General features: G+C 64.0%; 17 protein-coding genes and 1 pseudogene. 15 read left to right on the forward strand and 3 right to left on the reverse strand.

All coding sequences use genetic code 11. From position 1 onward, the window contains the following. Positions 1-17 precede the first annotated feature (17 nt). Both ACVWZ8_RS15475 and ACVWZ8_RS15480 read right to left on the reverse strand, forming a co-directional pair. The gene (locus ACVWZ8_RS15475; protein WP_426978449.1) at positions 18-1,520 is read right to left on the reverse strand and encodes an aldehyde dehydrogenase family protein; all 1,503 of its coding nucleotides are present in this window, start codon (positions 1,518-1,520) and stop codon (positions 18-20) included. Between the two features lie 84 nt (positions 1,521-1,604). After that, complete coding sequence (locus ACVWZ8_RS15480) at positions 1,605-3,059, reverse strand: purine-cytosine permease family protein (RefSeq protein ID WP_426978448.1); 1,455 nt, start codon at positions 3,057-3,059, stop codon at positions 1,605-1,607. Between the two features lie 742 nt (positions 3,060-3,801). Here ACVWZ8_RS15480 and murA point away from each other — a divergent pair. The 6 genes and pseudogenes from murA (at position 3,802) to ACVWZ8_RS15510 (ending at position 9,624) form a co-directional block, all read left to right on the forward strand. Beyond that, the gene (gene murA / locus ACVWZ8_RS15485) at positions 3,802-5,127 is read left to right on the forward strand and encodes a UDP-N-acetylglucosamine 1-carboxyvinyltransferase (protein WP_426978447.1); all 1,326 of its coding nucleotides are present in this window, start codon (positions 3,802-3,804) and stop codon (positions 5,125-5,127) included. Positions 5,128-5,136: 9 nt separating this feature from the next. After that, a complete protein-coding gene (locus ACVWZ8_RS15490) occupies positions 5,137-5,946 on the forward strand; it encodes a lysophospholipid acyltransferase family protein (RefSeq protein WP_456505091.1) in 810 nt (269 codons plus the stop codon). After that, positions 5,943-6,995, forward strand: a complete 1,053-nt coding sequence (locus ACVWZ8_RS15495) for an NAD(P)H-dependent glycerol-3-phosphate dehydrogenase (protein WP_456505092.1) — start codon at positions 5,943-5,945, stop codon at positions 6,993-6,995. Before ACVWZ8_RS15490 ends, ACVWZ8_RS15495 begins: the two co-directional genes overlap by 4 nt. Before the next feature lie 2 nt (positions 6,996-6,997). Then, positions 6,998-8,146, forward strand: coding sequence for a D-alanine--D-alanine ligase family protein (locus tag ACVWZ8_RS15500; protein WP_456505093.1), 1,149 nt, complete (start codon positions 6,998-7,000; stop codon positions 8,144-8,146). An 804-nt stretch (positions 8,147-8,950) separates the two neighbouring features. Next, a pseudogene (locus ACVWZ8_RS15505) lies at positions 8,951-9,255 on the forward strand (LCP family protein); the annotation flags it as partial. A 33-nt stretch (positions 9,256-9,288) separates the two neighbouring features. Next, the gene (locus tag ACVWZ8_RS15510) at positions 9,289-9,624 is read left to right on the forward strand and encodes a hypothetical protein (RefSeq protein ID WP_456506007.1); all 336 of its coding nucleotides are present in this window, start codon (positions 9,289-9,291) and stop codon (positions 9,622-9,624) included. A 34-nt stretch (positions 9,625-9,658) separates the two neighbouring features. On the opposite strand, the gene ACVWZ8_RS15515 is transcribed toward ACVWZ8_RS15510, so the two are convergent. Continuing rightward, positions 9,659-10,162, reverse strand: coding sequence for a DUF3515 domain-containing protein (locus tag ACVWZ8_RS15515; RefSeq protein ID WP_456505094.1), 504 nt, complete (start codon positions 10,160-10,162; stop codon positions 9,659-9,661). A 266-nt stretch (positions 10,163-10,428) separates the two neighbouring features. Between ACVWZ8_RS15515 and ACVWZ8_RS15520 the strand changes: the two genes are divergently transcribed. The 9 genes from ACVWZ8_RS15520 to ACVWZ8_RS15560 all read left to right on the forward strand — a co-directional run bounded on the left by ACVWZ8_RS15520 (position 10,429) and on the right by ACVWZ8_RS15560 (position 22,465). Continuing rightward, entirely contained in the window at positions 10,429-11,202 is a 774-nt protein-coding gene (locus ACVWZ8_RS15520) for a hypothetical protein (protein WP_456505095.1), read from the forward strand. 3 nt (positions 11,203-11,205) lie between these two features. After that, complete coding sequence (locus ACVWZ8_RS15525) at positions 11,206-12,474, forward strand: glycosyltransferase family 4 protein (RefSeq protein WP_426978439.1); 1,269 nt, start codon at positions 11,206-11,208, stop codon at positions 12,472-12,474. After that, positions 12,471-14,237 (forward strand): glycosyltransferase family 4 protein, encoded by a 1,767-nt coding sequence (locus tag ACVWZ8_RS15530; protein WP_456505096.1) that lies wholly within the window; start codon positions 12,471-12,473, stop codon positions 14,235-14,237. The genes ACVWZ8_RS15525 and ACVWZ8_RS15530 overlap by 4 nt, the downstream gene beginning before the upstream one ends. Further along, the gene (locus ACVWZ8_RS15535) at positions 14,237-15,124 is read left to right on the forward strand and encodes an ABC transporter permease (protein WP_426978437.1); all 888 of its coding nucleotides are present in this window, start codon (positions 14,237-14,239) and stop codon (positions 15,122-15,124) included. Before ACVWZ8_RS15530 ends, ACVWZ8_RS15535 begins: the two co-directional genes overlap by 1 nt. A gap of 145 nt (positions 15,125-15,269) precedes the next feature. Further along, complete coding sequence (locus tag ACVWZ8_RS15540; protein ID WP_456505097.1) at positions 15,270-15,998, forward strand: ABC transporter ATP-binding protein; 729 nt, start codon at positions 15,270-15,272, stop codon at positions 15,996-15,998. Continuing rightward, positions 15,998-17,905, forward strand: coding sequence for a glycosyltransferase family protein (locus tag ACVWZ8_RS15545; protein ID WP_426978435.1), 1,908 nt, complete (start codon positions 15,998-16,000; stop codon positions 17,903-17,905). The genes ACVWZ8_RS15540 and ACVWZ8_RS15545 overlap by 1 nt, the downstream gene beginning before the upstream one ends. Further along, positions 17,892-19,166 carry a UDP-N-acetyl-D-mannosamine dehydrogenase gene (wecC, locus tag ACVWZ8_RS15550; protein ID WP_456505098.1) on the forward strand — a complete coding sequence of 425 codons (1,275 nt, stop codon included), beginning with the start codon at positions 17,892-17,894 and terminating at the stop codon, positions 19,164-19,166. Before ACVWZ8_RS15545 ends, wecC begins: the two co-directional genes overlap by 14 nt. A gap of 103 nt (positions 19,167-19,269) precedes the next feature. Next, positions 19,270-22,200 carry a bifunctional glycosyltransferase/CDP-glycerol:glycerophosphate glycerophosphotransferase gene (locus ACVWZ8_RS15555; protein WP_456505099.1) on the forward strand — a complete coding sequence of 977 codons (2,931 nt, stop codon included), beginning with the start codon at positions 19,270-19,272 and terminating at the stop codon, positions 22,198-22,200. Then, entirely contained in the window at positions 22,193-22,465 is a 273-nt protein-coding gene (locus ACVWZ8_RS15560; RefSeq protein ID WP_456505100.1) for a CDP-glycerol glycerophosphotransferase family protein, read from the forward strand. Before ACVWZ8_RS15555 ends, ACVWZ8_RS15560 begins: the two co-directional genes overlap by 8 nt. Positions 22,466-22,518 lie beyond the last annotated feature (53 nt).

Raw genomic sequence — 22,518 nt, forward strand, 5'->3', positions numbered from 1 at the left:
AGTGCTGGTCTCAACGCTCATGCGCCGTGGTTGATCATGACGTGTTTGGTCCGGGAGAAATCGTCTAGAGCGTACAGGGAGAGGTCGCGACCGTAGCCGGAGCCCTTGAATCCGCCCCACGGAACCTCGCACGCCAGCACCAGGTGCGAGTTGACCCAGACCGTACCGAAATCCAGCTGCTTGGGAATACTGAGGGTAAGTCCCGCGTCCCTGGTCCAGACCGACGCCGACAGGCCGTAAGGCGTCTCGTTCGCCCGTGAAATTGCCTCTTCGGTGGTGCTGAAGGACTCGACGCTGACCACGGGACCAAAGATTTCGTGGCTGGCAATCTCCGCTCCGGCCGGCACGTTGCTGAACACGGTGGGTTCGATAAAGTAGCCGGGTCCTTCCAGGACCGAGCCACCGATAGCGGCCTTAAGCCCGGCTGCTTTTGCTTCTGCCAGTGAGTCCCGTACCCGCTCGAAGTGCGGGCGCGAAATCATGGGACCGATTTCAATGTCGTCCCCTGCTCCTGGCGCGCCGACGACGAGGGTACCGACTTCCCTGACCAGGAGGTTGGTGAATTCTTCGGCCACGGATTCGTGCACCAGCACCCGGCAGGCAGCGCCACAGTCCTGGCCCGCATTCCAGAACCCCGCGTTGCGCACGCCGGCCGCGGCCGCGGCGAGGTCAGCGTCGGGGAAGATGACCACGGGTGCTTTGCCGCCGAGTTCCAGGTGGACACGTTTGACGGACCGTGCCGCTGTTTCTGCCACGGCTTGTCCGCTGACGACACTCCCCGTCAGCGCGACGAGTGCGATGTCCGGGTGTTCCGCCAGACGCTGCCCGACGGTTCTGCCCTGTCCCGTCACGACGTTGAAGATTCCGTCGGGAATGTGTCCGGCCACGAGTTCTGCCAGTTTCAGGGTCGACAGTGGGGTCTGTTCGGAGGGCTTCAGGACGACGCTGTTTCCCGCGGCCAGGATGGGTGCAATTTTCCAGGCCGCCATCAGCAGCGGATAGTTCCACGGGGTAATGACGCCGACTACCCCCACCGGCTCCCTGAGTATGACCGAGGTGTGTCCGGTCGCGTAGTCTCCGCCTGCCAGCGAGGTCAGTGTCCGGCATGCCCCGGCCATGAAACGGAATGTGTCAATGGTGCTGGAGACATCATCTTCCGCGACGCTGCGCGGCTTGCCGGTATTTGCGGACTCGAGCAGCTCAAGTGCTTCGCGGTTGGCTTCGATGATGTTGGCAATCCGGGACAGCACCTCGGACCGTTCCTTGGGCGTTGTGGAACCCCAGGCGTTCTGAGCCGCCACGGCGGCTTCAACGGCCGAATCCACGTCCGCGGCGGTTCCCGCCGGCACCGAGGCAATGACGTTTTCCGTAGCCGGGTCCAGGACGTCGATGACATCCGTGGAGGAACCCGGAACAAACGAACCGCCGATGAAGTGCCCCGCCGGCGGCAAGTCTGCCGCAGAGCTCTGATCGGCGGAGGGGCGCCGGACTGTAAACCGCTCGATGTCAGTGAGTGTCATAGTATTTCGCCTTTGCTTTCTGTGCCGTAGTCGGCGTTGGGAGGTTCTCAGCGGTGGCCGCGGGCGTATCGTGCCCGCGCAGTTTCAGATCAGGTCAGTCACCAAATTTGGGGACTGGACGGGTGCGGGGTCCGCCGTCTTCCGGAACAGGCGTGCGACAAAGTAGTAGAGAGGGGCGACGACGACCAGACCGACAATCCATGACAGGTCGACACCGCCCATGGCTGCGGCGGCGGGTCCCGTGTAAATGGCCGTTGATGAGAATGGGACCTGGATAAGCGCGCCAGCAACATAGCACCCAATAGCAACCCAGTTGAACCGGCCATAGACTCCGCCATCGCGCCGAAAGAAGTCTTCAACCCTGTAGTCGCCGTGGCGGAGGAGGTAGTAGTCGACCAAATTGATGGCCGTCCACGGGACCAGGACGTAGAGCAGGAACGAGAGGAAGTTTTGGTAGAAGACCATGAAGTTCTCGCGTGCAAACAACGCGATCATCAGGGCCAGTGTGAAGAGAATGATTGCTGCCACGCTTCGCGTCTTGGCGCGTGGCAGCCAGCTCGGCTTGAAAGTCTGCCCAATAGTGAGGGTGCACAGGACCCCACAGTAGAGGTTCATCGCGTTCGAGGCGGCAACACCGAGACAGAAAATGCCGATGATCACCAGTGTCCATGGCTCCAGCTGGGCACCCAGGCTCCCCACGATATCCACGTTGGCGGCATCCTCGGCCACCACCATCGCAAGAGATCCCACCAACGCGCCCAGCACCATCGGAAAGAGCGTCCCCAGGACGCAGCCCGAGTAGGAGGCCCAGAAAGCCGGGCGCGAGCCGGTCCCGTGCGGCATATAGCGCGAGTAGTCCGAGACGTACGGGGCGTATGCCAACTGCCAGAGGGCGGAAACGGAGATGGTTCCCATGAACCCGACCCAGTTGAAATTTCCCTGGTCCAGGAATCCGGCAGGCAAGCCATGAACGAAGAGAATCCAAACAAACGCCAGCAGCAGGGCCACGCCAGCGACAATGCTTAAGACGCGGGCATAGGCGTGGATGAGACGGTAACCGAAGATCGTTGCTACGACACTTACCACGCCGAGGATAATGATGCCGGCATCGACACTGATGCCGGGGGTGACCGCGGCCATCGCCTGGCCACCAAAGACCAGATTTGCGGCGAAAAACCCGACATACATGATCACGACGATGACAACAATCAGCAGCGCTCCATAGGAACCGAATTGGCCGCGGGTCTGTATCATCTGCGCGACGCCCAGTTGTGGTCCCTGCGCGGAATGCAGGGCCATAAAGACGCCACCGATGACGTTGCCGATGATGATGCCGACAACGGCGGTGACGAAGTCGAGTCCGAACACCGTGGTCGCAAGCCCACCAGTCACGATGGTCATGATCATGATGTTGGAACCGAACCATATGGTGAAAAGGTCTCTGGCCTTTCCATGTCGTTCGTTCAAAGGAATGGGCTGAATGGTCTTATCCTCGAGCCGGGGCACCTCTGCCGCGGGGGAGGGCGTGTTCGTGTTCATGATGTGCTCCAGGAGTTCATGTAAACCTCTTTGTTCTCTCCCTGAATGCCCTCACTGAGCTAGGAAGCTGATCATCCAATTATTCGTGACCTGCATCACTGGCGGTATTCTGCGATTGGATAGATATGTCGAGGGCGTTTAGACATGTGTACAGATCAGCATCCTGTCCTGGGTTTTGGGCCCCGGACGACTGCCCCAGGGGCAGATGATGTTGGGGCTGTCAGGAGTTGAGGCATCATGGTCTCAATGATGTTCCCGCCGAAGGTGAGCCGGTCAGCGCTACCTGCGCGCAGGCTTGCGCGTGATGGCAAGAGGGGTCAGGAGTCGTCACTGAGTGCCGGGTCCAGTCACATCCGAAGCTGCGCTGGCGACCGGCGCCTTGATAAGCGAAAGCATTGTAAAGATCGCCAAACAAACGGCGACGGCAGTTCCAGATCTAATGTTGGTGGTCACCAACGGGTCCCCAGGCTCTCGCGGCGAGACCGCCGCAATTCTTCTTGCGTCCACGAACGACGGACCTCGTGATTGTAGCGGGCGTGAGACCCCAGCCTGCCTCCGCGCATTCCAACACGCGATGCACAGTACGGTTCTGCAGCCGGGACGGCGGGTCGTAAGCACTCGGACCGGGCCAGCGTGGCCCCTGTCAAACCAACCCATATTTCAGATCGGTAGGGCAAGCTCCTATGCTTAGCTGGAGCCTTTGTAAGGATTTGGGGGCGAGTAGTCGTGAGGAAACCGGTAAATGAGTAGTGTTCTGACAATCCGCGGAGGCGTCCCGCTGACTGGCCGCGTCACCGTCCGAGGGGCCAAGAATCTTGTCCCCAAGGCAATGGTCGCCGCCCTGCTGGGCAACGAGCCGTCCGTGCTGCGCAACGTCCCTGAAATCAAGGACGTCGAGGTTGTCACCAGCCTGCTCCAGCTCCACGGTGTCACGGTCGAGAAGGATCCCGTCACGGGGGACCTGACCCTGGACCCGACCAACGCGAAGACGGCCTCCCACACGGCAATCGATGCCCACGCCGGAGACTCCCGCATTCCGATCCTGCTCTGCGGGCCCCTGATCCATGCGATTGGCGAGGCCTTCATCCCTGACCTCGGCGGCTGCAAGATTGGCGACCGCCCGATCGACTTCCACCTGGACGTGCTCCGCCAGTTCGGCGCCGTCGTGGAAAAGCGGCCCGGCGGCATCCACATCTCTGCGCCCCAAGGCCTCAAGGGGGCCAAAATCTCCCTGCCGTACCCGTCCGTCGGTGCCACCGAGCAGGTGCTGCTGAGCGCCACCCGCGCCGAAGGCATCACCGAGCTTTCCGGCGCGGCCACAGAGCCGGAAATCGTGGACCTCATCGCCGTGCTGCAGAAGATGGGCGCGATCATCAGCGTCCAGACGGACCGCACCATCCGGATCGAAGGCGTCCAGGACCTCGGCGGCTACAACCACCGCGCGCTCTCGGACCGCAACGAATCCGCTTCCTGGGCCTCAGCGGCCCTTGTCACGCGCGGCGACATCTTTGTCCAGGGCGCCACCCAGCGCGACATGATGACCTTCCTCAACACCTACCGCAAGGTCGGCGGCGGAATGGACATCGGCGACGACGGTATCCGCTTCTACCACCGCGGCGGCAAGCTCAACCCGCTGGTCCTCGAAACGGACGTGCACCCCGGCTTCATGACCGACTGGCAGCAGCCGTTGATCGTCGCCCTGACACAGGCCGAGGGTGTCTCGATCGTTCACGAGACCGTCTACGAGAACCGCTTCGGATTCACCGACGCCCTGATCCGGATGGGCGCCAACATCCAAGTGCACCGTGAATGCCTCGGCAGCGTGCCGTGCCGCTTCGGCCAGCGCAACTTCCTGCATTCCGCCGTGATCTCCGGCCCGACGCAGCTGACCGGCACCGACATCGACGTGCCCGATCTGCGCGGCGGTTTCAGTCACCTGATCGCGGCACTCGCGGCCACCGGCACCTCGCGGGTCACCGGAATCGACATCATCAACCGCGGTTATGAGCGCTTCACCGAGAAGCTCGCCGGGCTTGGCGCCGATTTCGACATCTCCTCAGCCGAGTAGTTGGGACCTGTGAAGGAACCGGCGAAGAGCCACATCACCTTTGTCATTGTGGCCGGCATCGTCCGGCCTGCGATGAACCTCCTGATGAGGAAGAAATGGGAGGGCCTCGAGAAGCTCCCGGCAGGGGGCTTCATCGCCGCGCCCAATCACTGCACCGAAATCGATCCGCTCGTAGTCGGGCACATGCTCTACAACCAGAAACGGATGCCGCACTTCCTCGCCAAGGCAGGGTTGTTCAAGGTCCCGGTCGTGGGGGCGGTGTTGCGGGCCACCAAGCAGGTTCCGGTGGAACGCTCGTCGTCGGGCGCCAACCGAGCGCTGCAGATCGCCAAGGAGGTAGTTGACGAGGGCGGTGCCATCGTCATCTACCCCGAGGGCACGCTGACCCGGGATCCCGGGCTGTGGCCGATGAGGGGCCACACGGGCGCCGCCCGGATGGCGCTGGAGAGTGGCATCCCCGTGGTGCCGATCGCCCACTGGGGAGCCCACGAGGTCTTTCCCCGCTACGCCAAGCGGTTCCACGTCTTCCCGAGGAAGACCTCGCGCCTGATCGTCGGTGAACCGGTGGACCTCAGTGCCTTCGCCGGACGCCCGTTGGACAAGGCGACCCTCACCGAAGTAACAATCGTCATCATGGACGCCATCACGGAACTGCTTGTCATACTCCGCGGCGAAAAGCCGCCGACGGTACGCTGGGATCCTTCGGCGCACAACCAGTCCGCGCACGGCCGCTTCATCGAACGTGGCGAATCCGGTCCAGGCAAGGCCACCCGTGAGGGCGGCGCGTCAAACGAGAATATTGGGGACAGCACCGAATGACGGTCAATCTTGAACGAACAACATCCGCCAGCACCGTAGCCGTCCTCGGGGCAGGCTCGTGGGGAACCACCTTCGCGAAGGTCGTCGCCGACGCGGCCACCGCCTCCGGCGTCGAACGCAGGATCCGGCTGTGGGGCCGGCGCGCCGAAGTGGTGGACCAAATCAACCTCAAGCACCGGAACGAGCAGTACCTCAAGGACATCGTCCTTCCACCCAGCATCAGCGCCTCGACCGACGTCGCGGAGGTCCTCGACGGCGCCGAGCTGGTCATTCTTGCCGTTCCGGCCCAGACCCTGCGGCCGCAGCTGCGCGAATGGAAGAACCTCGTGCCTCCGGGCGCATTCGTGGTGTCCCTCATGAAGGGCCTCGAGCTGCACTCCGACGCGCGCATGAGCGAGGTCATCTGCGCGGAGCTGGGGATTCCCGCCGAACGGGTGGCCGTGGTCTCCGGCCCCAATCTGGCCATGGAGATCGCGCGGGAAGAGCCCACAGCCTCCGTTGTTGCGTGCTCCGACTCCGAGGCCGCCGGCTGGATCGCCCGCAGCTGCACGGCGCCCTACTTCCGCCCGTACACCACCACCGATGTGATCGGGGTCGAAATTGGCGGCATCGTCAAGAACGTCATTGCCTTGGCCGTCGGAATCTGCGAAGGCAAGCGGATGGGGGACAACACCAAGGCTTCCGTCATCACCCGCGGCCTTGCGGAGACCTCCCGCCTGACCCTCGCGCTGGGCGGCGAGGCACGGACCATGGCCGGGCTCGCGGGTCTGGGTGACCTCGTGGCCACATGCTCCTCCCCGCTGTCCCGGAACCACACCGCCGGCCGGCTGCTGGGCAAGGGCCTCACCCTCGAGCAGGTCACCGCTGAAATGAATCAAACGGCTGAGGGCATCAAGTCCAGCCAGGCCGTACACGAACTGGCCGGAAAGCTCGGCGTCGAGATGCCGATCACCGCTGCCGTCGTCGCCGTGCTGGCCGGAAAATTGACCGTAGACGAACTGGGACCGCTGCTGCTGTCCCGGGACCTGAAACCTGAAGGCGATCACTGACAGTGTCGGAAGATAACGTGAGCACAGAGGTCCGCCCCGCCCGGCCCCGGCCCAGGGTGGCGGTGCTTTTCGGCGGACGCTCCAGCGAACACGCGGTGAGCTGCGTGACCGCGGCGGGAGTCCTCGGCGCCATCGACCAGACCAAGTACGAGGTCATCCCCATCGGCATCGCCAAGACCGGCCAATGGGTGCTGGTTTCCGGCGACACGCGCGAGTGGTCGCTATCGGCGTCCTCGCTGCCGGAGGTCGCTCCCTCGGAGCAGACCGTGGCGCTGGCCGAGATCGGCGGCGAACACCAGCTCATTGTGGCCTCCCCGAACGAGGTCCCTCAGGAACTGGGTTCTGTGGACGTCGTCTTCCCGCTGCTGCACGGGCCGTTCGGCGAGGACGGCACCATCCAGGGCCTTCTTGAGCTGTCCGACACCCGTTATGTCGGCGCAGGAGTGCTGGCCTCCGCCGTCGGCATGGACAAGCATTTCATGAAGGTGGTGTTCGAATCCGCCGGGCTACAGGTCGGGCCGTACATCGCCGTCACAGACCGGCAGTGGCGCAAGGATCCGGAGACCGTCCGCAAGCGCGTGGACCAGCTCGGCTTCCCGGTGTTCGTCAAGCCGGCCCGGGCAGGATCCTCCATGGGCATCTCCAAGGTCGACTCCCTCGAGGGACTCGACGCCGCCATCCAGGAAGCCCGCAAGCATGATCCGAAGCTCGTCATCGAGGCCGGCATCGTGGGCCGCGAGATCGAATGCGCCGTGCTGGAGGGCCGGGGAACCGATGCTCCGCGCACGTCCATGCCCGGGGAGATCTCTGTCGCCGGCGGAGGGCACGAGTTCTACGACTTCAACGCCAAATATGTGGAGGACGACGCCGCCGCGCTGAGTTGCCCGGCCGATCTCCCCGAAGAGGCCATCGCCCGGGTCCGCGAGCTGGCCGCCGTCGCCTTCGACGCCGTCGGCGCCGAGGGACTGAGCCGGGTCGATTTCTTCTACACGCCTGACGGCGAGTTGATCATCAACGAAATCAACACGATGCCGGGGTTCACGCCCAAGAGCATGTACCCGCAGATGTGGAAGGCCTCAGGCCTGAGCTACGCGGAGCTGATCGACGAGCTGATCTACCTTGCCCTGCACCGCAGGACCGGGCTGCGCTAGTGGTCATTTTCGTTACTTCGTCGGGGGTTGAGGTCCAGTCTTCGCGCCCGGGAGGACATGCCCAGTCTTCGCGCCCGGGACCGGGCCTAGCCGGAATATGTCCATCGGCCGGCCCCGGCGCGGGGCATGTCCTGTCCGGTTGTCATTTTCGCTTAGGCCGTCGGGGTCAGGCTGCCGGTGCGTGCTCGTGGCTGCTCAGGCGTAGCAGCTAGTCGTTGGGCCGGTGGTGTATTCCGGTCGACCCGGCAGGCTGGTCGAGGACCTTGAAACCGCCGCCGGTGATGGCCGGTCGCGCCACCGCCTGTGGCGTCTACCTCAACGACCCCACCGCTTGGACCTGACCCCCGACGAACTAACGAAAATGCCCACTAGCACGGCTTTTTTGTCCTCTGGATCCACACTTTTGGGAAAGAACACATGAGTTTTGAAACCGAGCAGCAGACTTCAGACAGGCTCCGGCCGCGGCGGCGGAAGAACCGGAAACGGCACACTGGCCGCAACGTGCTGCTGGGCTTCGTAGCGTTCGTCCTCGTCGCCGCCGCCGCGGCCGGGGTGTTCGCCTTCAACCTCGCCCAGAGCTTCGATTCCAAGGCGCAGAAGATCGACAACGCGTTCCCCGACGAATCGACTCGGCCGGACAAGGTCGAGGCAGCAGCGGGACCCAGTGCCACCAATATGCTGCTTCTCGGAAGCGATAGCGGTGCGGCAAGCGTGGATGAGGCCGAAGCCGGCGCTCCGACCGACCAGCGGTCAGACACCATGATGTGGGTCCACATTCCGGCGGACCGGAAGAACATTTACATCATGTCCATTCTGCGCGACACCTGGGTTGATGTTCCCGGCCACGGGGAGTCCAAGATGAACTCCGCGATGGCCTTCGGCGGCATACCCCTGACGGTGCAGACCCTGGAAAACATGTTCGATACCCGGCTGGACAACGTGGCCAACATCGACTTCGAGGGATTCAAAGCCATGACCGACGCCCTGGGCGGCGTCGACGTGAATGTCCCCGTGGCGTTCAATACCCAGCAGTTCGCCTTCCCTGCCGGCAACAGGAGCTGACGGGGGAGCAGGCGCTGGCCTTCGTCCGCGAACGCAAGGCATTCAGCGACGGTGACTACCAGCGGGTCAAGAACCAGCAGGTGTTCCTGAAGGCCATCCTGTCCCGGTTCCTCACGGCCGAGACGCTCTCCAATCCCATGACGCTCAGCAAACTGGTGGACACCGTCTCGCCGTATGTCAGTGTGGACGCATCCCTGGACGCCGGAAAGGTGGCGGGCCTCGCGGTGGAGCTACGCGATGTCAGAGCGTCCGATGTCACCAGTTTCACTCTGCCCACGCTGGGTATCGGGACCTCGGCCGACGGCCAGTCCATCGTCCTCCGCGATGACGCGGCGATTGCTGATATCAGGGACGCTCTGAAGAACGACACCCTCGGTACCTATCTGCAACAGTCCGGCGTTGCCTCTAAGCCGTAGTGCTTCCTGGACCGGCCCGGTAAGCGCCAGTGCCCTACTTGCTGGGCGGCAGGTTCTGGAGCTCTTCCTGGCCTACGCAGCCCCGGGTCGCCTTGATTTTCGAGGCGGAGGCGGAAAGGTCGGCCAGGACGGTGGCCGAACTGATCTTGTCCGGGTCCATCAGGAGTTCAGTGGCTGGTTCGCGCCCGAACGTTGTCAAGGTCCACACCGGGCTGCCTTCCTTGATGACCCAGTCGACGCCGTTCACCGTTACGCAGCGGTCCGTGGTGGGTCCCGGGACGTTGACGCCGCAGCGCAGGATTACCAGTGACGGATCCCCCCAGGCAGCCGTTCCCTGGCTGTTCGTCTTGCGGAGTTTGGCCTCGCCCAGGGCATCCGGCAGGGCCACCATCATGGGGGCACAGGCGGCGTTTGCGCTGTCCTTCGCCGGGGAAACGTCCACGGCGGGAGAACAGGCCGTAAGGACCGCTGCGGAGGCTGTGGCGATCGCCAGGGTACGGAACAGGCGTGCGGAAGCCGGGGGGCGGAACTGGTGCATTATTCCAGCCTATCCCGGCTCGACGCGCCGAATCGACGCGCCCGGCGCCCTGCCCGGACCGCCCGTCCCGGGCTCCCTGCCGGGACGCGCCGGACACCCTGCCCGGACGGCGTTGGCGGGTGCGCTTGGTGCCTTCCAGTAGAATGGAAGGATCGTGTATTCTGGGGCACTGCCGACAGCGAGGTCAGTTCTGGCCGGAAACTAGGCACGGTTGGGAAAATCTCGCACCCAAGGGGGAGGCACTAGCTATGACTGTACGTTGCCGCATGGCCAATTCAGCACGCGCCGGAATGCTGGCGTTGGCGATGGGTTTGGCCCTTGCCGGACCCGCGACCGCCGCGCGCGCTGATGATCTGCTGACAGTGATCGGCACGCCTCCTCCGACGCTGAGTCCAACGGCGCCCCCGATCGTTGTTTTACCGGCGGTCCCGCCCGGCGAGGTGCCGCCGGGCGGTGAGGTGCCGCCGGGCGGTGAGGTCCCGCCGGGCGGTGAGGTCCCGCCGGGCGGTGAGGTCCCGCCGGGCGGTGAGGTCCCGCCGGGCGGTGAGGTCCCGCCGGGCGGTGAGGTCCCGCCGGGCGGTGAGGTCCCGCCGGGCGGTGAGGTCCCGCCTGCCGCCGAGGTGCCTCCCGCCGTCAGTCCTCCGGTCGTCCAGACGCCGCCGGCCCCTCCTGCGTCGCCGGCCGCCACCGCCGTCGTCGCCCCGCCATCCTTTGCGCCTGCGCTCGTGCCTGCACCGGTGCCGCCGGCAGTCGTGCCCGCCGGAGTCGACGAGAGTACCGTCGACGCAGCACCGACCGCGGAGCCCTCACCCTCACCTTCCCCCGTGCCCGAACTGGCAAAGGCACATGCGGCGATTGCCGCCGTCGCGCAACCGCCTGCCGTGATGAAGTCCGAAATCCAGGCCGCCGTGGCTGTCGCAACCGGCAGCCCGCTGGTGGTCCAGCTGATCACCGTGCTGATTCTGCTGGGCGCCGGCCTCCTCTACTTCCGTTTCCTCGCTGGCAAGAGCCCCAGCATTGCCCCCAAGCCCAGCAAGTAAGCAATGGCCACGCAAACTAACGCCGGGACTGAACGTGCCCGCACTGGAACCGATACCCCAACGGTACGGATCACACTGCTGACCCACTCCTACTGGCCGGAGCAGAGCCCGCCCCAGCGCCGTTGGACGGCGATGATCAAGGAATTTTCCCGCTCCGGCTGGGACGTCGACGTCGTGGCGCCGGTTGCGCACTATCCCTTTGGCCGGCGGGCGTTGCCACGAAAACTGGCGGGCCAGCCGTTCCAGCTGCAGAAAGGGCAATTCACCGAGAAGGTCCTCCGGGTGCCCTACCTCCGGCACGGCAACTCACGCGCTGCCCGCCTGGTGGACCAGTGCTTTTCGGCAGCGCTCTCCATTCCGGCCGGGATGCTCCTCCGGAAGCCCGACGTCGTGATTGTCACCGCGCCGGCGCTGCCGTCCCTCGCCGCCGGCTACATCCTGGCCAAGCTGCGCGGTGTGCCGCTGATCGTGGAAATGCGCGACGCCTGGCCGGACCTCGCCCGGGACGCCCGCCTTGTCCAGGGACAAGTCAAGAGTGTCATTGAACACGTTGTGGAGTTCGTGCAGCAGCGGGCGGACCTCGTGGTGACGGTGACCGAGGGTTTCGCTGACACGCTGCGCGCCCGCGGGATCCGCCAGGTGGCGACCGTCAGCAACGGACTGCATCTGGACGCCATCCCGGTGATGGATGCCCCCGAAATGGAACGGCCCGTCTTCGAGGCCCTGTACCTGGGAAACCATGGCGAGAGCCAACGGCTTGATGTGGCCATCCGGGCCAGTGCGCTGGTGGGTGACTCGATGCACCTGCACATGGTGGGTCACGGGACCCAGCGCCCGGCGCTGGAGAAGCTCGCCCGCGAGTTGAAGGCGCCGGTAACCTTCCACGCGCCTCTTCACGGCGAGGCCATGATGCAGCGCTACGCTTCCGCGGACACCTGCCTCGTCACCCTCCGCGATGACTGGAAATCCTTCGAAACCACCGTTCCCTCCAAGACCTATGAGGTCCTGGCCGTGGGCCGCCACGTGACGGCCATGGTGCGCGGCGAGGCGGCACGAATCATCGCCGACGCCGAGGCGGGGGACATCGTGGCCAGCGATCCTGAGGCCCTGGCCGCTTTGTGGCGTGACCTTGCCGCCGACCGTGGCCGGCTGGTCCGCAACGGTGACAGCCGGCAGTGGGTCAAATCGCACGCCGAGTATGGGCAGCTGGCCGGCCGCTACATGGAGCTCATTGAGCAAGTCCTGGCCAAGGCGCCCGTAACCACACGATGATCCAAGTCTTTAAAAATGCGCGGCTCGCCGCACACACTGCGGGACAACACCTCACGGACGATCCGATGGTGCTTTTCCTCCAGCTGTCCCGCCGGCTCCCGCCCGCGGTGGTCCGCCCGCTTGCCCGCCTCACCTGCGCCGTGGCAGCCAAAAGCTCCGTGGCTGTGCCCGTGCTGCTCGCAGCGCTCCTGCTCGGGGACGACGGCGACGTCGCTCGCCGTCTCCGGCTCGCCGCAGACCGGAACGTCACGGGGCGGAACCTCACGGCGGACCAGTCGAGGAGGCTGGCGGACATCGCGCTGGCCGCCAGCCGTCCGGAGCTCGCGGACCGCTTGCTGGCCGGCGCACGGAAGGCGCGCGGGTTCAAGTCGGCCCTGGCGCGCAGGCTGTGGCATGACGGCAACCTCAGCGGAGCCGTCGCGGTCCTCGAGGGCTCCGGCCCGGCAGGACGGCGGCAGCAGGCACGGCTTGCCGGCGAAGCGGCGCTGTACACCGGCACGGCACCCTCACTGGCCCCGCAGGAGTTCACGCCCGTTCCGGGCCGGGTCCTGCATCTGCTGACGAATTCTTTACCCCACACCGCCAGCGGCTACGCTCAGCGGTCCCACTCCATCATGGCGGCCCAGCAGGAAGCGGGCTGGAAGGTCCTGGCCGTCACGCGGCTCGGGTATCCGGTGCAGGTGGGGAAGCTCCTGGCACACGCCAGCGACGCGGTGGACGGGGTGGAGTACCGGCGTCTCCTTCCGTCACGGCTGGCGCCCACCATGGACGCACGCCTGCAGCAACAGGCCGAGGAATTGCTGGCCGTGGCGCTGGAATTCAAACCCAGCGTCCTCCACACCACCACGCACTTCGTCAACGGAATGGTGGCCCGGGCGGTGGCCGGGGCCTTGGGCATCCCCTGGGTGTATGAGGTGCGCGGCCAGTTGGCGGACACCTGGGCAGCCACGCGGGGACCTCAGGCCCGGGACAGCGAGAAGTACCGGCTGTTCCAGGAACGGGAAACCGACGTCATGCGGGACGCCGGCCTGGTGGTGACGCTGGGGCAGGCCATGAAGGCCAACATCGTCGCAGCAGGCATCCCCGGGGAGAAGGTCCTCATCGCCCCGAACGCCGTCGGCGGAGCCTTCCTCGAGGAGCCGCTGGATACCACCAGTGCGCGCCGCGAGCTAGGGCTGCCGGAGGACGGACTCTACATCGGCACGGTCAGCAGCCTGGTCGAGTATGAAGGCCTGGATGACCTGGTTCGGGCCTTCGCGCTCCTGGTACCGGAATTCCCACAGCTGCGCCTGCTGATCGTGGGCGACGGCGTGGCCGGCCCCGCGCTGCGGGAGCAGGTCCGCGGCCTGGGCCTGGCTGACAGGGCAATTTTCACGGGGCGGGTACCGCGGGATCTGACCCCGCTCTACCACCAGTCCCTGGACGTGTTCGTGGTCCCACGCAAGGACCTTGACGTGACCCGTGCGGTAACTCCACTCAAGCCTGTGGAGGCGCTGGCGAGTGCCCGGCCGGTGGTTGGCACTGACCTGCCCGCACTTCGGGAGATAATAGACGACGGCGGTAACGGGCTTCTGGCCCCTGCCGCGTCCCCGGGCGAACTTGCCAGCACGATCTCGGCGCTGCTCTCGGATGGGAGCCGGAGGGCGTCGATGGGGCAAACTGGGCGGGCTGCAGTTCTCGCCGAGAGGACCTGGGCGGCCAACGCCAATGCCCTGGCCACACGTTACGCCGAGCTGCACCATGAACATGAGGAGAATCAGTAGTGTCCGCAGATAGTGCAATTGACCCGGAGCCGGTGGCCGTACAGCCCCTCTCCGTGGATATGCGGCGGCTGACCCGTGTCGGTTCGCGGCCAAGTTTCCTGGACTATCTTGTCCAGCTCTGGGACTTCCGGCAGTTTATTTTTTACGATGCCCGTGCCCGCGTTCAAAGCGGCACGCGCAGGGACCGCCTCGGCAGCGCCTGGCTGCTGCTGAACCCGATCTTCAATGGCCTGACCTATTACCTGATCTTCGGGCTGCTGCTGAAAACCAGCCGGGGCATCGACAACTTCCTCGGCTACCTTGTGGTGGGGATCTTCGTCTTCCAGTTCAGCTCTGGTGCCATCACCTCCGGCGCGCGCTCCATCCGCAGCAACAAGTCCGTGGTGCAGGCATTCAACTTCCCGCGGGCGGCGCTGCCCATCGGTGCCAATGTGCGCGAGCTGTTGTCTGCCGTGCCGCTGATCCTTGCGATGCTGCTGATCGTGGTGGTGCTGCCTCCCGGCGAGGAAATCACCTGGCTGTGGATCCTGGTAATACCAGCCGTACTCCTGCAGTCACTGTTCAACCTTGGGGTGGGGCTCATCCTGGCCCGCATCATCTCCCGCGTCCACGACGTCACCCACCTGCTTCCCTTCATGCTCCGCGCCTGGATGTACGGCTCGGCCATCTTCTACACGTATGACCGCTTCGTCACCCACCCCGAAATTCTTGCCGTCATCAAGCTCAATCCCTTGTTTAACGTGATCGACATCATCCGGGACTGCGTGCTGTATGCCCGGGTTCCGCAGTGGCAGTCCTGGGCCACTCTTGCCGCCTGGGCCCTGGGGGCGCTGGCCGTCGGCCTGGTCTATTTCTGGAAAGGGGAGGAATCCTATGGACGAGGGTGAACGGGAGATTTTCATCGAAGGACATCCGTGTGTGGTGGTGGACAGCGTGCGGATGCGCTATCGCGTGGCCTCCACTGCGGCTTCGGATCCTGACGCTGACCGCTCAGCACCCCGCCTTTTTCGCAGGGCGGTACGGAAGCCCAACATGGTGACCGTCCACGCCCTCAACGAGCTCTCGCTCGTGGTGGAACGCGGCGAGTCGGTGGGGATCATCGGGAGGAACGGCTCCGGAAAGAGCACGCTGGTGAAGATCATCAGCGGCCAGTCCAAGCCGACGTCGGGGGCCGTGTATGCCTCCAGCACCCCCATCATGCTCGGCGTCAACGCAGCCCTGGTCCAGGACCTCTCCGGTGATCAGAACGTGATCCTCGGGTGCCTGGCCATGGGCATGAGCCGGGCCGAGGTGGACGAAAAGTTCAGCAGCATCGTGGAACTGTCCGGACTTGAGAAGTCCATCCACCTGCCGATGAAGTCCTATTCCTCCGGCATGGCTTCGCGCCTCAGGTTTGCCATTGCGGCGAGCGTTGATCCCGAGATTCTCCTGGTGGATGAGGCACTCAACACCGGTGACGCCCAGTTTGGCGACCGCAGCAAGCTGCGGATGGATGAGCTCCGCGAGCAGGCGGGCTGTGTCTTCGTGGTCAGCCACAGCCTGGACACCATCAAGGACATGTGCACGCGGGTGGTCTGGCTGGACAAGGGCGATCTGATCATGGACGGGGACACGGACGTAGCGGTCAAGGCTTATCAGGAGTTCACCCGTCACCTTTCCAAGGGCAACAATATTTCAGCCGCCAAGATTCTCGACGATGCCAAAGCGGACCTCGTGGCCACCGAGGTCCGCGGGCGGTCCTCACGCCGGAGCCGAGGCTGATGGCGGATCTCCGGGAGCTCCGGACGGGGCTGTGGCATCTGCGCAGGGGCGGGCCTGCGCAGTTCAATTCGTGGCGTTCCCGCCAGCGGATCGAACAGGGTTTCGCCGCACCGCGCAACGTGCAGGGCGTGGAAGCGGCCTGGACCGGCCGCGGGCGCAGGCGGCGGCTCTCGCTGATGCCGGCGAGCCTGCCGCAACAGCAGCCCTCCCGGCCGGACATCCGTGCTGCGGTGATCCTTGACGACTTTTCGGCGCTGGCTTTCGGTTACGAGTGGGCAACCAGCCCCGTCCATCCGCACACCTGGCGCAGCGACCTTGCCTCCGGGGCAGTTGACCTCCTGTTTGTCGAGTCGGCCTGGGCCGGAAACGGCGGCCTGTGGCGCGGCAAGCTGACCGGTCCCGGCGGGCCCAGCAAGGAATTCCGCGAGCTGGTCCAGTGGTGCCGGGAGCAAGGGATCCCCACGGTTTTCTGGAACAAGGAAGACCCGCCGCACTATGAGGACTTCCTGCCTGCTGCCCGGCTGTTTGACCAGGTCTTCACCTCCGATTCCGGCCGCATCGCGCAGTACACAGCCGATCTGGGGCACGAACGCGTCGCTGTGCTTCCGTTCGCGGCCCAGCCGGCCATTCACAACCCGGTCCGGCCGGCACATGGCCGGCACACGAGGGACGTCGCCTTTGCGGGAATGTACTTCGCCCACAAATACCCCGAGCGCCGGGCCCAGATGGACCTGCTCCTGGGCGGCGCGCTGGACGCGTCCGCCCGGATGGGGACGGGCCTGGAAATATTCTCGCGCCAGCTGGGCGGCAACGCCGAGTACCAGTTCCCTGCGCCGCTGGATTCTCGCGTGGTCGGTTCGCTGAGCTATGCCCAGACGCTGTCCGCCTACAAGGCGTACAAGGTTTTCCTCAACGTCAACTCGGTGGTTGACTCGCCCAGCATGTGCGCCCGGCGGATCTTCGAGATCTCAGCGTCCGGGACACCGGTGGTTACGGCGCCCAGCCAGGCCATGGGACAGTTCTTCACGCCGGCAGCGGTGCCCGTGGCGGCCACCCGCAAGGAAGCCGAGCACCTGGCCCGGGCCCTGGTTGCCAACCCGGAGCTGAACGACCGCACGGCGCACCTGGCCCAACGCGCCATCTGGGCGGCCCACACCTACGCCCACCGGGCGGAGACGGTGCTGCAACACGCCGTGCCGGGAAGTGCCACGGGCGTCACGCGGCCGTCAGTCTCGGTGCTGCTGCCCACCATCAGGCCGCAGAACCTGGAACGCGTCTTCCGCACCCTCGCCGGTCAGCGCGGCGTAGACCCCGAGCTGGTGCTGCTCACGCACGGCTTCCGGCTCTCCACCGAACGGCTGGCTGAACTCTCCGAGGAGTTCGGGCTCCGGAACGTGGTGCTCCTGGAGGCACCGCGGGAGGTCTCGCTGGGGGAGTGCCTGAACAGGTGCGTCGCCGCCGCCAGCGGGGACGTGCTCACCAAGATGGACGACGACGACCACTACGGGCCGCACTACCTCAGCGACCAGCTGCACGCGCTGTCCTACTCAGGCGCCGACGTCGTGGGGAAGCAGGCGCACTACATGCACCTTGAGACCTCGAACGCCGCGATCCTGCGGTTCGCGGTCAGGGAGCACCGCTTTACCGATTTCGTGATGGGACCCACCATCATGGCTCGCAGGGAGGTCTTTACGGATCACCCGTTCCAACACGTCACCGTCGGCGAGGACACCGGATTTCTCCGGGCCGCCCACGCCGCCGGGAGGATCATCTACTCTGCGGACCGCTTCAACTATTTTCAGGTCCGCACGGGCGATGGACACACCTGGCAGGTCGAGGATGCCGAACTTCTTGCATCCGGCGACCTCAAATTCTATGGAAAGTTATATGAACATGTTGACATCTAGCACCCTGGCGACGGAGGCCCCGATCAGGACGGTCGCCGTCGTCGGGCTCGGCTACATCGGGCTGCCCACGGCGGCCATCCTGGCGACCAACGGACTCGAGGTGATCGGCGTCGACGTCAATCCGGGCACCGTGGCCGCCATCAACAACGGCGACGTGCCGTTTGTGGAACCTGACTTGAGCATCCACGTCGCGGGCGCGGTCAGCCAGGGCAGGCTGCGGGCCCAGCTTGAGACCCCCAGCGCGGATGCCTACATCGTGGCGGTGCCTACGCCATTCAAGGCGGACAAGTCCGCGGATATGTCCTACATCGCTGCGGCGGCGCGCGCCATCGCCCCCACACTGAGTGGCGGCGAACTGGTGATCCTGGAATCGACGTCGCCCCCCGGGAGCACGCGCCAGCTCGCCGAGCTGATTCTTGGACTGCGCCCCGATCTCAGCCTCGATGGCCAGGACGGCAAGCCGCTGCTCCTGGTGGCACACTGCCCCGAGCGGGTGCTGCCCGGCCGGATCATGATCGAGCTGGTCACCAACGACCGCGTGGTGGGCGGCCTCACGCCCGAGGCTGCCGAGGCTGCCGCGGCGCTCTATGCGGTGTTCTGCCAGGGTGAGATCCATCTGACGGACGCTGCCACGGCGGAGATGTCCAAGCTCGTGGAGAACGCCTACCGCGATGTGAACATCGCGTTTGCTAATGAGCTCTCCGTCATCAGCGACAAGCTGGACATCGACGTCTGGGAACTCATCCGGCTGGCCAACCACCATCCCCGGGTCAACATCCTCCAGCCCGGCCCCGGCGTGGGCGGGCACTGCATCGCGGTGGACCCGTGGTTCATCGTGGCCGCCGATCCCGAGAATTCCGTCCTGATCCGGACCGCGCGGGAAGTCAACGACCGCAAGCCCGGCTACATCGTGGAACAGGTCCGGAAGGCCGTGGGCAGCGCCAGCCGCCCGGTCATTGCCTGCCTCGGCCTGGCCTTCAAGGCCAATATCGACGACGTCCGCGAGTCGCCGGCGGTGGAGATCGTCCGGCGTGTGGCCACGCAGCACCCGGATGCCGAGATTCTCGTTGCGGCACCGCACAAGGATCATCTGCCGCAGGAACTGGCCGCGATACCCAACATCCGCCTCGTCGAGACGGACGAAGCGGTTCAGGCCGCCGGCGTGGTGGTGCTGCTGGTCGATCACGACAAGTTCCGGGAGATCGAACCCGACGCCCTGCAGGGCAAACAGATAGTCGACACCCGCGGCTTCTGGCGCTGAGCGCTGCATCCCTGAACTCCGTTTCCAAGGGGATGCGAACATTGACATTTGGCAAGAAAGGCGTTGCGTTACGATGGACTTAATTGGCGCGGGAAGGTCCCGCTTGGGACTGGCTTCCCGGCTAAGAGGCCTGGCTTCGCGTGTCAGCGGCGGTATGCATCCGGCCGTCAAATCCCGCCTGCAACGCCTCGTCAGTGGCCGTCGAAAGTACCTGGGGCGTCTGTCCGTGATCGTGCCGGTATTTAATGTCGAGCCCTATGTGGCTGACTGTCTGGCCAGCATTGCGGCCCAGAATTACCCGTTCTTGGAGATCATCGTTGTTGACGATGGCTCCTCCGACGGTTCACGGGCCATCGTGGAGGGTTTCGCCCGGCGCGACCGTAGGTTCCACATTCTCGATGTCCCGCACGGGGGCAATGGCCGGGCACGGAACGCAGGCCTCGAAAGAGCGACGGGCAAATACATCGCATTCGCGGATTCTGACGACATTGTGGCCCCGGACGCCTACAGGGTCATGATCACGAAGCTGCAAGCGACATCCTCCGAGTTCGTTGTGGGGTCCTCAGACCGGCTGGTGGGGCGCAGGAAAAACAGCGTGCGGATGATGGAGAAGCTTCATGCAATCCCGCGAAACGGAATCAGCCTGTCAGATTATCCCGAGATCATTTCGGACGTCTTCTTGTGGAACAAGATGTTCCGCAAGGATTTTTGGGATTCTGCGGTCGCGGCTATTCCTCAGGATGTCCTCTATGAGGATCAGGAGACAACGGCTCGGGCATACGCAAGAGCCAAGGCGTTCGACGTCATCCCGAATGTCGTCTACAGCTGGCGTTCTCGTCAGGACGGCTCCTCCATTACACAGGGTAAGCATTCAATTCGCGACCTGAAAGATCGATTAGGTGTGGTGGACTCCGTCAGCAAGCTGCTGCTGAAGGAGACAGGGCCTGATGTGCTTATGCCCTGGTTCACCAGGGTTCTCGGCTCGGACCTCGTTCCATACTTCGATCAGGTGCCGTACGCGGGTGAGGACTATTGGCACACGCTCCATATTGGCCTGTCTCAAATCCTCGCCTCGGTGCAGAGCGTGGGCATGGAATTTTCGGCTGCTGTGCTGAAGAACATCGGTCCTCACGAGCAAATTCTGTGCAGCCTGACGGCCTTAGGAGCCCGTGCTGACCTCGAAGACGCACTCATCCATCGATTCGAAAACGGCACAGGATTTGAAACGCAGATTCGTAATGATCGATTTCTTGCTCGTCTTGAATATTTGGAGCAGCTCACCACGTCTTACCCGGATGACCTGCTGGAGTTCCCAGCCTCTGCATTGACGCCTGTCTCTCAGATGAGCAGCCGGGGATGGTCCAACGACGGCGCCCTCATGATCAGTGGCCATTTCTACCTGCCCGGACTCGACTCTGCAGCCCATCCCGGGGACATTAATGTCCAGATGAGGGATGGCGCGGGCAACCTCCGGGACGTGGAGGTCAAACGCTCTGAAGATTCGCAGATAGATACGCTCGGCACCGATCCCTACGCCCGTCACTCGGCTGCCGCCTTCACCTGCGGCATCGGTGCAGACCGCTTGCGCGAGCTCCGAACGACGTCGGTTGAGCTGGTGGTCAGATTTGCTGTGGCTCAGGAGGTCTATGAGCGAAGACATGTTCTCAGCCTTCCTCCTGCGGGTTCGAGGGACGTCGCAGCCGGTGCTGCACCTCGCCGGCCCACGGTCACGGACGTCACGTTTGACGAACGCCAGGAGCAGTTCAGCGTCTGTGTGAGGATCCCGCGATCAACGAAGGGAGGGCCACCGCGGCTGGACCTCGCTTTGGTCACGGCCCGAAATACGGTCCGCCCGATCTCGGTTGACGAGCATGTTCCGGATTCCAGGATATTCAAGTTCCCGCTAAAACAGATCCACTGGGGGAGAGAAGTCGCTGCGCCATTTCCAGGTGCCTATACACTTCGTTATGCGAACGAGGGCGAGGTCCTCAACAAATCGTCGCTACCGGTCCTGGTCGATGATCGATTGACCACCGATCTTCCCTTGGAACACGAGTTTTCGCATGCGATAGTCACGGTGTTTCGGGCTCAATCCGGAGCTTGTGCTGTGGGAATCGCACCGCCATTTCAACGCGGGGAGCGCGGAAAGTACAACCAGCGGCAGCTCCGAGATGAATACGCAAGCGCGCCAGAACCGGATGCCCTTACCGATGGCGTCTTGTTTGAGAGTTTTGCCGGCAAGAGCTGCACCGACAATCCACGTGCCCTCTCCGACGCCCTGCAGACAAAGTTCGCCAACGTGCCCGTTTATTGGTCAATCAATGACTTCTCGGTGGAGTATCCCGCGTACGCCATCCCGGTCCTTCGAGGGTCGCGGGAATGGTTCCACAGACTTAGGACCACTAAGACGGTGGTCAATAACAATAATTTCCCGTTTTACTTCAGAAAATCTGCAGGACAACGATACATCCAGACGTGGCATGGCACACCGCTGAAGAAATTGGCACGGCATGCTCCCCGCCGTTATATCTCTGCCTCGTACCGACGGATCATGGAACGGGAGGCGCAGATGTGGGACCTGATTCTTGCACAAAACGAGTTTGCGTCGAATGTCTTGCCCGAGGCGTTTGGTTACACCGGCTGTGTCCTGACTGCGGGCTATCCCCGCACGGACGCGTTGGTGCGCCCGGGTCGGGAAATCAGGGCAGAACGGGTTCGACAATCTTTGGGGATAGCTCCAGAAAAGACTGTCGTCTTGTATGCGCCTACTTGGCGTGATGATGCCCGGGACGGGTCGCAGCGGCACAGTCTTGTGAGCCATTTGGACTTCGCGAGGGCACGGAAGAGCCTCGGATCAAACTATGTGTTCCTGATTCGCGGGCACCACAACGTGGCCCACAACTCCTCCACGCAAGTTGGTTCGAACGTGATAGACGTCTCTATGTATCCCGAGATCAATGATCTGATCATGGTTTCGGATCTCCTGGTGACAGACTATTTACTCCTCGATTTCTTTCGATTACTGCGTGACTGACAAGCCCATGTACTTCCTGGTTCCCGATCTGGGCCAGTACCGGGACGAGACTCGCGGGTTCTATCTGGACTGGGAGGCGATAGCCCCTGGCCCGCTTTGTTCAGACACTGACCTGCTCTGTGAAGCCATCAAGGAAGCGGGTACCGCATCGAATGACGCGGCCTATCGACAATTCAAGGCGAGTTATGCGGCCATGGATGACGGCGGGGCAACGGACAGAGTCGTGGAAAAAATCTGGCCCTCAGCAGGAGCGCCGATCCTATGAGGATGATGCGCGGACTGAAGCCGGCTGGCCGTCAAACCGGCAAAGTGCGATCC

The organism is Arthrobacter sp. UYCu723, from assembly GCF_054059215.1.

What these genes read in the sequence shown, in the direction of transcription:
- ACVWZ8_RS15475 (WP_426978449.1), bottom strand. Translation starts at nt 1,520, where the DNA reads ATGACACTCACTGACATCGAGCGGTTTACAGTCCGGCGCCCCTCCGCC.
- ACVWZ8_RS15480 (WP_426978448.1), bottom strand. Translation starts at nt 3,059, where the DNA reads ATGAACACGAACACGCCCTCCCCCGCGGCAGAGGTGCCCCGGCTCGAG.
- murA (WP_426978447.1), top strand. Translation starts at nt 3,802, where the DNA reads ATGAGTAGTGTTCTGACAATCCGCGGAGGCGTCCCGCTGACTGGCCGC.
- ACVWZ8_RS15495 (WP_456505092.1), top strand. Translation starts at nt 5,943, where the DNA reads ATGACGGTCAATCTTGAACGAACAACATCCGCCAGCACCGTAGCCGTC.
- ACVWZ8_RS15515 (WP_456505094.1), bottom strand. Translation starts at nt 10,162, where the DNA reads ATGCACCAGTTCCGCCCCCCGGCTTCCGCACGCCTGTTCCGTACCCTG.
- ACVWZ8_RS15520 (WP_456505095.1), top strand. Translation starts at nt 10,429, where the DNA reads ATGGCCAATTCAGCACGCGCCGGAATGCTGGCGTTGGCGATGGGTTTG.
- ACVWZ8_RS15525 (WP_426978439.1), top strand. Translation starts at nt 11,206, where the DNA reads ATGGCCACGCAAACTAACGCCGGGACTGAACGTGCCCGCACTGGAACC.
- ACVWZ8_RS15530 (WP_456505096.1), top strand. Translation starts at nt 12,471, where the DNA reads ATGATCCAAGTCTTTAAAAATGCGCGGCTCGCCGCACACACTGCGGGA.
- ACVWZ8_RS15540 (WP_456505097.1), top strand. Translation starts at nt 15,270, where the DNA reads ATGGTGACCGTCCACGCCCTCAACGAGCTCTCGCTCGTGGTGGAACGC.
- ACVWZ8_RS15545 (WP_426978435.1), top strand. Translation starts at nt 15,998, where the DNA reads ATGGCGGATCTCCGGGAGCTCCGGACGGGGCTGTGGCATCTGCGCAGG.
- wecC (WP_456505098.1), top strand. Translation starts at nt 17,892, where the DNA reads ATGTTGACATCTAGCACCCTGGCGACGGAGGCCCCGATCAGGACGGTC.